At 71.9% G+C, this 12,627-nt stretch carries 8 protein-coding genes; 2 read left to right on the top strand and 6 right to left on the bottom strand.

Annotated features, from left to right (window positions below):
- Positions 1-12: 12 nt before the first annotated feature.
- The 6 genes from ACT3TZ_RS07780 to ACT3TZ_RS07755 form a co-directional block, all read right to left on the bottom strand.
- Positions 13-1,071: a lipoyl protein ligase domain-containing protein gene (locus tag ACT3TZ_RS07780; RefSeq protein WP_444582833.1), complete on the bottom strand. Its 1,059-nt coding sequence runs from the start codon at positions 1,069-1,071 to the stop codon at positions 13-15.
- Between the two features lie 33 nt (positions 1,072-1,104).
- Positions 1,105-2,367 carry a hypothetical protein gene (locus ACT3TZ_RS07775; RefSeq protein WP_444582832.1) on the bottom strand — a complete coding sequence of 421 codons (1,263 nt, stop codon included), beginning with the start codon at positions 2,365-2,367 and terminating at the stop codon, positions 1,105-1,107.
- 241 nt (positions 2,368-2,608) lie between these two features.
- Positions 2,609-3,619 (bottom strand): ABC transporter ATP-binding protein, encoded by a 1,011-nt coding sequence (locus tag ACT3TZ_RS07770; RefSeq protein ID WP_444582831.1) that lies wholly within the window; start codon positions 3,617-3,619, stop codon positions 2,609-2,611.
- A gap of 133 nt (positions 3,620-3,752) precedes the next feature.
- Positions 3,753-4,574: an ABC transporter permease gene (locus ACT3TZ_RS07765; protein ID WP_444582830.1), complete on the bottom strand. Its 822-nt coding sequence runs from the start codon at positions 4,572-4,574 to the stop codon at positions 3,753-3,755.
- Positions 4,567-5,361 carry an ABC transporter permease gene (locus ACT3TZ_RS07760; protein WP_444582829.1) on the bottom strand — a complete coding sequence of 265 codons (795 nt, stop codon included), beginning with the start codon at positions 5,359-5,361 and terminating at the stop codon, positions 4,567-4,569. The genes ACT3TZ_RS07765 and ACT3TZ_RS07760 overlap by 8 nt, the downstream gene beginning before the upstream one ends.
- A 167-nt stretch (positions 5,362-5,528) precedes the next feature.
- On the bottom strand, positions 5,529-9,725 hold the full coding sequence (locus ACT3TZ_RS07755; protein ID WP_444582828.1) for an endo-alpha-N-acetylgalactosaminidase family protein: 4,197 nt from the start codon (positions 9,723-9,725) through the stop codon (positions 5,529-5,531).
- Positions 9,726-9,879: 154 nt separating this feature from the next.
- On the opposite strand from ACT3TZ_RS07755, the gene ACT3TZ_RS07750 reads away from it, so the two are divergent.
- Both ACT3TZ_RS07750 and ACT3TZ_RS07745 read left to right on the top strand, forming a co-directional pair.
- Positions 9,880-10,671: an SDR family oxidoreductase gene (locus tag ACT3TZ_RS07750; RefSeq protein WP_444582827.1), complete on the top strand. Its 792-nt coding sequence runs from the start codon at positions 9,880-9,882 to the stop codon at positions 10,669-10,671.
- 11 nt (positions 10,672-10,682) lie between these two features.
- Positions 10,683-12,587, top strand: a complete 1,905-nt coding sequence (locus tag ACT3TZ_RS07745) for an ABC transporter ATP-binding protein (RefSeq protein WP_444582826.1) — start codon at positions 10,683-10,685, stop codon at positions 12,585-12,587.
- Positions 12,588-12,627: the final 40 nt, after the last annotated feature.

Below are 12,627 nucleotides of genomic sequence, written 5' to 3'. Positions count from 1 at the left end.
CGGTGCGGCTCCTCAGGGCACCCGCTCGGTCCACTCCCGGGTCCCGAACTTCGTGGCGACGAGCGCCCGGGCCGCGTCGAGCTCGGCGGTGGTGTACGTCGAGTCGTGGGTCGCGTACCGGCGGCGGAAGTGGTCCAGGAACGCCGCGATGATCGCGTCGCGGGTCATGCCCGTCTGCGACCGCATCGGATCCACCCTCTTGGCGGCGCTGCGCGTGCCCTTGTCCGAGAGCTTCTCGCGGCCGATCCGCAGCACCTCGCCCATCTTCGCGGCGTCGATGTCGTAGCTCATGGTCACGTGGTGCAGCACCACGCCCTCGGCGAAGCGCCGCTGGGCGGCGCCGCCGATCTTCCCGTGCTGCGAGGCGATGTCGTTCAGCGGCACGTAGCGGGCGCGCACGCCGATCTCCGCGAGGGCGCCCATCACCCAGTCGTCGAGGTAGGCGTAGGACTGCTCGAAGCTCAGGCCCTCCACCAGCGAGGCGGGCACCACGAGCGAATAGGTGATGCAGTTGCCCGGCTCCATGAACATCGCGCCGCCGCCGGTGATCCGGCGGACCACGCCGATCCCGTGGCGGGCCGCGCCCTCGGGGTCGATCTCGTTGCGCACGCTCTGGTAAGAGCCGATCACCACGAGCGGTGAGTCCCAGTCCCAGATCCGCAGCAGCGGCGGGCGGCGGCCCGCGGCGACCTCGCGGGGCAGCAGCTCGTCCAGGGCCACGTGGAGGATCGGCGGGAGTGTCACGGGGCCGATCACGTCGAAGGTGAGGTCGTCCCACGCCGAGGCTCTTCCGAGGGCGCGGCGCACGGCGATCGCGACGGCCTCCGCGTCGAAGCCGATCAGCTGGACGGGCTCGGACCGCCGGTCCAGGCGCTCGGTGATCGCCCGGGCCAGCGCCGAGGCGGACTCGTCGACACGACGGCCCACCAGCGCCGCGTCGATGTCCTCGAGGGCGTCGTCGGGTTCGAGGAAGAAGTCCCCGAAGACGTGCGCGGCGGTGATCACCTCGCCGTCCGTCTCGACCTCGGCGGTCACCAGCTTGCCGCCGCGGACCTTGAACTCACCGCGCATCGTGCGCTCCTCCTGCATCCTTGGGGTCCCTCCTCATGGCTTCGTGGCCAGTGACGTCAGCGCCTCGTGGACCTTGCGCACGAGGTCGTCGGCGGTGTCGGACTTCTCGGCCTGGACGACGTACGTCTTGTCGTCGTACTCGCGTGTCACGCGGGGCAGCAGCGTGCGCCAGGTCCGGGCGCCGCCGATCGCGACGAGGAACGTGCCGCCGCGGGGGTCCGCGGGGTAGCGCAGGCGCACCGCGAGGCGGAGCTCGTCGAGGTCGGGCTGGGAGCGGATCGCCATGGGGAAGCCCGCGGCCTCGAGACGCTCGGGGTCGAACACCTCCCACAGCAGGGCGCGTGCGTCCTCGACCCGGGCGTCCGCGGGAGCGCCCAGGAACCCGTCGACGGCGGGCAGGTGCTCGTCGCCGTCGCGCCACGACTCCCCGGCCGCGATCGTGTGCAGGCGCTTCTCGGCGGCCTCGCGGGCGTCATCGTCGGTGAGGGCGCCGATGCCCAGGTTCGCGGTGCGGGCGGGTCGCGATCCGGCCAGCCACACGGGGGTGCCCAGCTCCACGGGGCCGAACTCGATGCCCAGCCGGTCCCCGCCCGCCCCGGCCTGCAACCAGGCGCCGTGGGTCGGGCGTGCGCGGGAAAAGCGCGCGGGAAGGCCCAGGAGGGTCGTCGAGGACAGGCGCAGGGTGTCCAGGTGGGCGCGGAACGCCGCGACGGTGTCCTCGTCCAGGAGGATCCGCGGGGACACCGGCACGTCCACGGGCCGCGCCCCGGCGGCCTCCCCGTACTCGGCGAGCGCGGCCCACAGGGAGGCGGCCCGGTCGTCCTTGTCGGTGAGGCGCTTGGCGAGCTTGGGCCAGGTGATCGCCACGAGGCGCGCGTCCTCCGGGTCCTCGTCCGGCTTGCGCCCCTTGGGGGTGATGACCACCAGGCGGGAGGCGGGGGAGTCGACGAGCTCGGCGAGGCGCTGCGCCAGGACGCCCTCGGCGATGTCCTCCTCGACGCGGGTGATGATCCCGATCCGGGCGTCGGTGCCGTCGATCTCCGCGGTGAGGTCCAGGGCCGGGCCCGTGCGCGTCGCGGAGCGGAAGGCGAGGGCGGTGCCGGAGGTGTCGGCGACGTGCTTGACGAAGGCGCGGCGGGACCGCGGGACCGCCAGGACGTACTCGAGCATGCGCCGTGCCATGGCCTCGGGCCGGCTCGAGCGGAGGCCGGGCGCGGGGCGCTCGGCCGTGGTGCGGGCGATCCGGTCGACCGCGTAGGCGATCATGCGCCCCACGGACGTGTCGGGTGCGGTCATGGCTCCTCCTGGGGGTGGGGGTGCTCGGTCGGGCACGTGCGCGACGTGCTCGGGTCCATCATGGCCCGATCCTGCCCGCGGCGTCGCGGGGGAGTCCCGGTGCGCGGGACGATCCCGGGTGCGGCGACCGCCGCGGAGGGCCGGTCACGGCCGGCCGGCCGCGTCGGCGGCGGGACAGCACGTCCTCGGGCCGATGGCCCGGCCTCGGGCCGACGGCCGCCCTCAGGCGGACGGCCCGGCATCAGGCCGACGACCCGCCCTCGGCGTAGATCCGACGGACCAGGTCCTCGATGGCGGGCTCGGTGAGCGAGAGGTCCGCGACCTCCGCCTGGGCGCCGATGCGGGTCAGCAGTGCGGGCACCGTCAGCTCCGCGCCCGGGAAGCGGATCCGGTGGCGGATCCCGTCGGCCTCGACGGCGACCGTCTCGGCGCCCGGGGGCAACGTGAACGGCACCGGGTGCGGGGCGGTGAGGTCGACCACCAGCTCCCGCGGCGCCCCGAGGGACGCGCGGAATGCCGACAGCGCCCCGTCGTAGGCGACGCTCCCGGCGTTGACCACGACGATCCGCTCGCACAGCCGCTCGACGTCGCTCATGTCGTGCGTGGTCAGGAACAGCGTCGTGCCCCGCTCGGCGCGGTCCTCGCGCAGGAACCGCCGCAGCCCCTCCTTGGAGACCATGTCGAGTCCGATGGTCGGCTCGTCGAGGATCACGAGGTCGGGGGAGTGCAGGAGGGCGGCCGCGACCTCCCCGCGCATCCGCTGACCGAGGGACAGCTGCCGCACGGGACGGTCGAGGAAGGCCGACAGGTCCAGGCCGTCGACCAAACGCGCGAGCCGGGCGTCGCGGTCGGCGTCGGAGAGCCTGTGCATGGCCGCGAGGATCCGGTAGGAGTTCGCCAGGGGGAGGTCCCACCACAGCTGGCTGCGCTGGCCGAACACCACCCCGATCTCGCGGGTCAGCGCGCGACGCTCCGGCACCGGATCACGGCCCAGGACCCGTACGGCGCCTGCAGTGGGCCGGAGGATCCCCGTCATCATCTTGATGGTGGTGGACTTCCCGGCGCCGTTGGCACCGACGAATCCCACGGCCTCCCCCCGCTCGATCGACAGCGTGATCCCGGCGACCGCCTCCACCAGCCGTCGCGCGCGGCGGCGCGAGCCCTCGATGCGTGATCGGACCACGTAGTCGCGGCGCAGGTCCTCCAGCGCCACCGCGGGCACGGCCGTGCGGTCGGTCGGGACAGCGGTCATGACGTGACCTCCAGGAGGGATGGACGGGAGGAGCAGGTGCGGTGCACGGTACGACGGGTGCCGATCGCGAGGCTTCGGAGACGGGCCGGGCGCCCGACGGATCCGCGCGGACCGTGCCGCGGGTCGGGAAGCGTCATCCGCCGGCCCCCGTGTAGCGGCGCACCCCGGCGCGCCACAGCAGCGCGGCGACCGCCCAGACCGCGGCGGCCGCCGGCAGCCCCATCCATCCGCTCCAGGCCGGGATTAGCGCGGGCCCCTCGATCTCCAGCAGCACCAGGGTCGGCGCGTACGCGACCAGGGTCGCCGGGATGACGAAGGTGAAGAAGGCCCGCATCGGCAGGGAGAACACGGCCCCGGGGGTGGTCGAGACGTAGTTTCCGCCGTAGGTGAAGGCATTGGCGAACTCGCGGCCGTCGACCAGCCAGAACTGCATCGCTCCGGCCATCGTCAGCAGTCCCGCGAAGATCGCGGCGCCGGCGATCGGTGCGAGCACGGCGAGCACTACCGTCGCGGGCGTCGGCTCGAAACCGACGACGATGAGGGCGACCACGTACAGCACCAGCCCCGTCAGGATCCGGCCGACACGACGCAGCGACAGGTCCAGGCTGGAGATCTGCAGCAGCAGGGGGACAGGGCGGATCAGCAGGGTCTCGAGCTTGCCGGACCGGATGTAGTCGCTGAGCCCGTCGATCTCCCCGAGGACGAGGTCCGCGATCCCGAACGCCAGGGCGCCGAGCCCGTAGACCACGGTGACCTGGGCCAGCGTCATCCCGCCGAGGACGCCCACCTGGGACAGGATCACCCACAGCTCGATGAACTCCGTGGCGATCACGAGGATCTGTCCCAGGACGTCCGAGACGAAGCTCGTGCGGAACGCGAGCTGGGAGCGGATCCGGGATCCGTACAGGATCCGCAGCATCCGTGGGGTCGTGACGTGCCTGGTCGGGTCAGCCACCCTGGACCTCCAGAGCCCGCACACCCGATCGCAGCATCAGGTGGGCGGCGAGCGCCAGGATCGGCACCCAGAGCAGCTGGACCCCGACCAGCTCCAGCGCCTCGTGGGGGGTGACACGGCCCGAGAGGGTGTCGATCGGTGTCTGGATCATCGCGGGGAACGGGGTGAGGCGGGCGAGGTCACGCAGCCAGTCGGGGAACCACACGATGGGCACGAGGAAGCCCGACAGCAGGCTCAGCAGGGCCATGTACACCGAATGCAGCCCTCGGGTCTCGAGCACCCAGAACGCCAGGAGGTTGACCAGGAGGTCCGCGAGGAAGGACACGGTGATCGCGAGGAGCACCGCGACGGCACCCAGCAGGTAGGACCAGGGGCTGTCCGGGAGGGCGAGTCCGGTCACCAGGCCCCCGATGACCAGCGGCGGGATGCCGCGCCCCAGCAGCAGGAACCCGGATCGCCCGAGCTTCTGCGCGTAGAGCTGGCCCAGCAGCGCGGTGGGGCGCAGGAGATCCACGGCCACGTCGCCCTGATGGATGCGGCGCCCCAGCTCGCGAGTGCCGAACGTCTCGACGGGAGCGAGCAGCGCCTGGCCGAGCCACACGTACGTCGCCGCCTGGAGGGCGTCGTACCCCTCGAGCTCGCCACCGGCCGTGTGGATCGCCGACAGCAGGATGGATGCCCGGATGAATCCGAAGACGGTGTTGGTGAAGACACCGGCGGCCGTCGCCATCCGATACGTCGAGTACTGACGGAACGCGGCAGCGGCGATCCTCCGGTACGCGCCCATTCCGACGACCCTAGCCTTTCTCGCACCCCTCGACAACGAAGCCACGGCGGCCTGCGCATGGGTGCGCCGGGGTCACCTTCCACGAGCAGGTGACCCCGGCGCTCCGGCTGTTCACGAAGCCTTCGTGCGTGTCCCTCCGCTCGTGGCGTCGGGATTCCTGCAGCACGTCATGGACGCCGGCCCGCCGCCTGACGCCGCAACCAGAGTCCGCCGAGGATCAGGCCTGCCGCGAACAGCAGCGGCACGCCGATCGTGATTCCCGTGCGGGGCAGCGATCCGAGACCGGGCCCCTCGCTCGCCGAGCCGGCGGCCGCGGCACCTCCGCCCTTCGAGGACGTCGCGCCGGAGGACTGACCTGCCGACGTGGGTTCCGACGGGTCCGAGTCGCCGGAGGGGTCCGTCGCGGCGTTCGGATCGGTGGACTCCGAGGGGCCCGCCGGGTCCGTCGGTCCCGCCGGGTCCGTCGGTCCCGCCGGGTCCGTCGGTCCCGTCGGGTCCGTGGGTTCGGCGGGGTCCGTGGGATCCGTCGGGTCCACGGCATCCAGATCCTCGACCCGCAGGTCGTCGATCGTGAGGTTCGACTGACGGCCGTCGCCGGACTTCACGATGCCCAGCCAGGTCGTCCCGCCATCGGCACCCGCCGTGAACTCGTGCGTGAAGCGCGCGGTCTCGCGTGCCTCGGGCAGCGGGAGCGACTCCAGGGTCGTGGAGCTGACGGGTGCACCCACGGCATCCTCGCCCACGACGACCGAATACGTCCCCGCGAACGCCGTCTGATGGTCGAACCCGACCCGGTACCGATGGCCAGGGATCAGAGGCAGCGACGACGAGGTGGTCCGCAGGATCAACCCCTCGGTCTCCTCATTGGACATGAGGGACCAGGTGCCGTTCAGCACGTTGTCGGTGAGCTTGCCGCCGGCCACGGCCTTGCCCGAGGCGTCCAGGCCGTACCAGCCGGACTGCGAGTAGGGCTCGTGACGTTCGGCGAGCTGAGTCCGGGCGTCGCCTCCCTGCTTGGCCTCACCGGTCACGAACGGACCGTATCCGGTGTCGATGTGCTCGAAGTCCTCGAACAGGACGGTCCCGTCGGTCGGTGCGGGATCCTGCGGAGCGGTGAAGGGCACCACTCGGACGTCATCGACACGGACCGCGGCCTCACCCTCTGCCGCGGCGACACGGAACGTCACCGGCGAGCCGTCGGAGCTGAACGTGACGCGCACGCGCTGGAAATGCGTTCCGAGCTTCTCGTCGGACGCCGTCGCGTTGACGGCCGTCGACGAGTCGATCGTCGTCGACGCGGCGTCGGTACCTGCCGCACGGGCCTCATGGCCCGCAGCGGCCTGCGCCGACCGTGACGCCGTGGCCCCGACGGGGCGCACCCCGGTGCCTGTCGCGGAGACCGTCACCGCGCGGGTCGCACGCGGGTCGATCTCGACCCACGCCCAGGCCGACCACGTACCGGCAGGAAGGTTCCCCGTCGACGTCGAGGGGTCCCGCAGCACCTGGGAGATCGAGCTCTCAGCGGCGCCCATCCGCGCCTGCTGATTGCGCTTGTCGGTCGTCTCGACCGCGACGTCGCCCTGCGCGGTCCACGCATCGAGCGTCCCGGAGAAGAAGCCGGGGTCGGCCACCGGCGTCCCCTGGCCCCACTGCGGGTCCGAGGCCTCCGGAAGAGCGGACGTCGGGTAGAGGACGTATGCCGTGCCCTGGTCTGCGGTGAGGGTCACGGACCCGTCGACGACAGGGACGCTCACGGGATCGGTGCGTCCGGTGTCGGTCAGGCGGTAGGCCGTCAGGGAGGCCTGGGTCCGCCACGCGTCGGTGAGCTCCCAGGTGCTCGTGCCACCTGCAGGGTTCCAGTGGTAGAGCCGCTGCTGGCCGTCGTCCCACGGCAGGAGGTATGCGCCGTCGGTGTAGACGGTGCGGCCATCGGTGGTGATCGTGCGATCCGTGGGGATCTGATCACCGGCGATCGAGGTCGCCGGGCTCGTGACCACGGTGCCGTCCTGCAGCTCGATCCGGCCGGGATGCGTCGGGTCCGCGGCGGTCCAGGTCATGATGTCGGACTGCTGGAGGTACTTGGTCGGGAGGTTGCGCTCCCAGACCATCGAGAAGAACGCCTGAGCGTCCGACCCCTTGGACCACCCCTCGAACTCGTGGACGTTCGCGTTGGACAGCAGCGGATCGGGGTCCCACACGTCCTTGTTGGCGTTGTCGATGAATCGGAGGACCTGCGAGTTCAGGCCCTTGTTCTCCTGGCCGCCGTAGTTCTCGTCATTGGCCCAGTGCGACCAGGTCGACGAGCGCGGGAACTTGCTGGCCCATTCCGTCGAGACCCGCCAACCCTGGCCCTCGAGCTCGGAGGACAGCCGCTGCCCCTCCCAGCCGTTGGGGTAGTAGACGTCCATGTACAGGAACGTCAGGTTCTCGGGTGATTCGTCGCGCAGGTCCTGGAAGCGGTCCAGCACCGCTCCCGAACCCAGGTCCTTGGGGCCGTCGATCGCGTACGACTGGTTCATCCAGCCCCACCCGGGCGTGATCGGGGAACGCAACAGGTCCTCGCTGAACGCATGGGCCTCGGAGTAGGACTCGGTGGCGTTGACATGCACGCCGAACGTCGCGTTCCAGGCCTCGCCCTCGGTCACGAGCGTGTCGAGGTCCTCCTTGCCGCCGGCGCGCTCGTTGTAGTGCCCCGCGTAGTCCGGGTGGGCGGAGTCGTGCCCTTCGGCCTCGTAGCCCTTGAGCATGACGTTCTGTCCCAGGCCGTCGGTCGCCAGAGAGATCCGCTTGGTGTCGTCCAGGGTCCGCAGGAACGGGTGCGTGGCCTGGGAGACGATGTTGAAGGGGATCCGGGTGATGGGGTGGTCGGGCACGGAGTCGGACCCGGTGATGGGCTGTGCGATGGAACGGGCGGCGATCGCCGCGTCCTGCCAGGTCAGCGTGCCGTCGTCGTTGGCATCCGGCGTCAGGCGGCCCCGCACGTACGGGTCCTCGTCGGGCCCGATGCCCAGGTCGGCCGTCGAGCCGCGGACGACGAACGTGCCGGGGGAGACGGTCCCGTAGCTGGCGCCGTCGCCCTGGGCGATCGTGGCGATGAGGCGCGAGTTGTCGGTGCGCACGCGCTCCGCGGTCGCGCCTCCGGCGGTGTTGTCCTCGACGGCGTTGGTCTCGAACCCGGCGGCGAGCTCGGGTGTGGTCAGCAACGCGAGGTAGGTGAGGTCGCTGACCGCTGTGCCGGGCTGCTGGCTCGCCAGGTCATACGTGCGGTCGCCGCTGGCGCGGCGATCGGTGGTGATGTCGGCGGTGGTGAGCTGCGCTCCCTCCTGGCCGCCGTGGGCGGAGGCCAGGTCCAGGCGCGGCACGGCGATGCGATGCACGAGACCGCGCGGATCCTCGACGTCCGTCAGCGACCAGGTGAAGACGCCGTCACGGACGGACAGGACGGCGTCGAAGGAGACGTCGGACAGCGAGGGGACGGTGATCCGGTAGGTCGCCGAGGCGCCGTCCGCCGCGACCACGGGGGCGGCGACGTCGACCGGCCGGGAGACGTCGTCGATGGTGACCTTCGACAGCGCGGCACCGTACCGCCCGGCCACCGTGGACCCACCGAGGCGATAGTCCACCACCTGGGGGAAATCGGGGTGCAGGCGCACGTGCAGGGAACCGTCGGTGATCTCCACGGTGCCCTCGGGCGGATCGACCGTGATCGGGTCCCCGGGCCCGGGCTCGCCCAGGACGTCGACGTTGAACTCCGCGAGGGAGGCGACCGTCTCGGGCGGCGAGTTCACCGGATCCGAGGAGCGGCCACCCCAGGAGGTCTTCCAGACCACCGTGAGGCAGCGCGCCTGGACGGGCTGGTCCACGGTGATGACCTTCTCCGAGGTCGCGGTCGCCAGAGCACCGTCGAACCCGCCGGAGGTCACCAGCGCGAAGGAGTCCTCGGAGCAGGAGGGGTCGTTCGATGCCAAGAGGTCGTAGTCGCGGATCCGCCCGGATCCGTTGGAGGAGGTGCGGCCCTGGAGTCGCACGGCGGCCACGTCGACGGGCTCGTCCGAGATGCGGATCGTGAGGTGGTGGGGCAAGGGGGCCTTGCCGTTCTGCCACGCGGTGTGCCAGATGGTGTCGACCTCGCCGTCGAGGACGTTCTCCGCCGGGCTGTCCGGCTCCGCGGAATCCGTGTCGAGCACGGTCATGCCGGACTGGTCCAGGGGCACCGTCGACGGGTCGGCTCGTGCGGGCTCCGGTGAGAGCGCCAGAGGAGCGGCCAGCGTTCCCCCTGCGAGGAGCGCGAGGACGGCGGGACCGAGGCGGCGGCCGGGCTCGACGGGGCGGGAGCGGTGCCGGGAGGCGAAGGGACTGCCCATGGAGGGCCTCACGTGGGTTCGGGGAGAGGGGGTATCCGCTGGGGCGAAGGGGAGGGCGCCAGACTGGATAACGATTTACAGTAGTGCATCTCACAGATGGGCACCAGGGGCGCTGTCCGATTCAGGATGCGGTGACCCCGCGTACCCTGGCGCCATGCCACAGGTCGACCCCGCCTCCGCCCCCTCTGCCCCGCTGACCGCCGTCGTCACCGGCGCGTCATCGGGGATCGGGCGCGCCGCGGCCGAGCGCCTCGTCGCGGACGGGTGGCGGGTGCTCGCCGTCGCACGGCGCGCGGACCGCCTCGCCGAGCTCGCCGCCGCGACGGGCTGCCAGACGCTGATGGTCGACGTGACCGACCAGGCGTCGGTCGACGCCCTGGTCGAGCGCGTCGGCGTCGTGTTCGAGGGCGCGGTGAACGCCGTGGTCAACGTGGCCGGCGGTGCCCTCGGCGTCGATCGTGTCGACGCCGCGGACCTGACCGCGTGGGAAGGGATGTACGCCACGAACGTGCTGGGCACGGCCCGTGTGGTCAAAGGGCTGCTCGGAGCGCTCCGGGCCTCCGGGCGCGGGGACGTGCTGGTGCTGTCCTCGACCGCCGCGCAGTCCGCCTACCAGGGAGGTGGCGGCTACAACGCCGCCAAGGCCGGCGAGCACATGGTCGCCGGCGCCCTGCGCCTCGAGCTCAACGGCGAGCCGATCCGCGTCATCGAGATCGCGCCGGGCATGGTCCGCACCGAGGAGTTCTCCCTGGTGCGCCTGGGCGGGGATCGGTCCAAGGCCGATGCGGTCTACGCCGGGGTCCAGCACCCGCTGACCGCCGAGGACATCGCCGACGTCATCTCCTACGCCCTGAACGCCCCCCATCACGTCAACCTCGACCTCGTGACCGTGCGCCCCCTCGCGCAGGCCTCGAACTCGCAGGTGGCCCGGGACCGCGGTCTGTGACCTTCGGGGGGATGGGCAGCGCCCGCGGCGCCACCCGGCTGGACACCGAGGCGCAGAAGCTCGCGCCGGGGCAGAAGGCCGACGTCCGCAGGATCCTGGGGCTGTTCCGCGCCTACCGAGGCACGATCGGGGTGGTCCTCGCGCTCATCGCCGTCGGCGCCGCCGCGGGCGTCGTCTCCCCTTTCCTGGTGCGGGCGATCGTCGACCACGGCCTTCCGGATCGGGACCTGCACCTGCTCGCGTGGTGCGTGGGCGGCCTGATCGCCGTCACCCTCGTCTCGACGGCCCTGAACGTCACCCAGTCGATGCTCTCGACGCGGGTGGGCCAGGCCGTCATGCACGACCTCCGGGTGGCCGTCTACGGGCACCTGCAGCACATGGGCCTGGGGTTCTTCACCCGCACCCGCACCGGCGAGGTGCAGTCCCGCATCTTCAGCGACATCGGCTCGATGCAGGCCGTGGTCACCTCCGTCATGACCCAGATCGTCTCGGCGGTCGCCGGGATCGTGATGGCGATCGTCGCGATGGCGGCCATGGACTGGCGCCTGACCCTGTTCTCGCTGATCGTGACACCTCTGGCGGTGTGGATGAACCGTCGGGTGGGCCGGCGCCGTCGGGAGATCGTCTCGGCCCGCCAGGCGAAGTCCGCGGACCTCGCCGCCGGGATCCAGGAGTCCCTGTCGGTCTCGGGGATCCTGCTGTCGACGACGATGGGCCGCACCGACGCCCTCACCGAGCGCTTCGCCCGCGACTCGCGGGCGCTTGCCGACCTCGAGGTCTCCTCGGAGATGGCCGGGCGCTGGCAGATGGCGCTGTTCACCGCGCTGATGGCCGTGATCCCGGCGCTGACCTATCTCCTGGGCGGCTACCTCCTGGTGGGCGGGGACGGCCAGGTCACCATCGGCACCCTGGTGGCCTTCATCGCCCTGCAGTCCTCCCTGATGCCGCAGCTCAGCAACCTGCTGCGCGTCGCCAACCAGATCAGCGCCTCGCTGGCGCTGTTCACGCGTGTGTTCGAGTACATCGACGCCCCCATCACGATCACGGACGCCCCGGATGCGGTGGCGCTGGCCCCCCGGGAGGTGCGGGGGCACGTGCGCTTCGAGGACGTGTCCTTCACCTACCCGGGCTCGGAGACTCCGACGCTGCGGGACATCTCCCTCGACGCGCCCGCCGCCCGGCACACCGCGCTCGTGGGCTCGACCGGATCGGGCAAGACCACAACGGCCTATCTCATCGCCCGCCTGTACGACCCGAGCGTGGGGCGGGTGACGCTGGACGGCCACGACCTGCGTGAGGTCACGATGTCCTCCCTCGCGGCGTGCGTGGGGCTCGTGAGCCAGGAGACCTATCTGCTGCACGCCTCGATCGCCGAGAACCTGCGCTTCGCCGCCCCGGAGGCGAGCGACGAGGACCTCGTGCGGGCCTGCCGGATCGCGCAGATCCACGACCACATCGCCGCGCTGCCGCAGGGCTACGCGACGCTGGTGGGGGAGCGGGGCTACCGGTTCTCCGGCGGGGAGAAGCAGCGCCTGGCGCTGGCCCGGACGATTCTTCGCGACCCCCCGGTGCTGCTGCTGGACGAGGCCACGAGCGCCCTGGACGTGCGGACCGAGCGCGCCATGAGCGATGCGCTCGAGACCCTGGGGCGCGACCGCACCGTCATCTCCATCGCCCACCGGCTCTCGACCGTGCGCTCGGCCGACCAGATCCTCGTGATGCGCCACGGGCGGATCGTCGAGCGGGGGACGTACGACGGCCTGCTTGCCGCCGGCGGGGAGTTCGCCCAGCTCGTGGCGCAGTCCGGGGACGACGGCGGCCTCGGCGTCCGGACCGTCGCGACGGCGCCGACCGAGGGGCCTGCACCTGTCGCGGAGCCCGGGGCGCCGCCGCAGTCCCTGCGACCTTCGTCGTAGCCCCGGGTCCGCAGATGGGCCCTGGGGCGGAGGGCGACGA

It is taken from the genome of Brachybacterium sp. AOP25-B2-12, from assembly GCF_052378625.1.
Classification (GTDB): domain Bacteria; phylum Actinomycetota; class Actinomycetes; order Actinomycetales; family Dermabacteraceae; genus Brachybacterium.
This window is presented reverse-complemented; position numbering and strand designations above follow the sequence as displayed.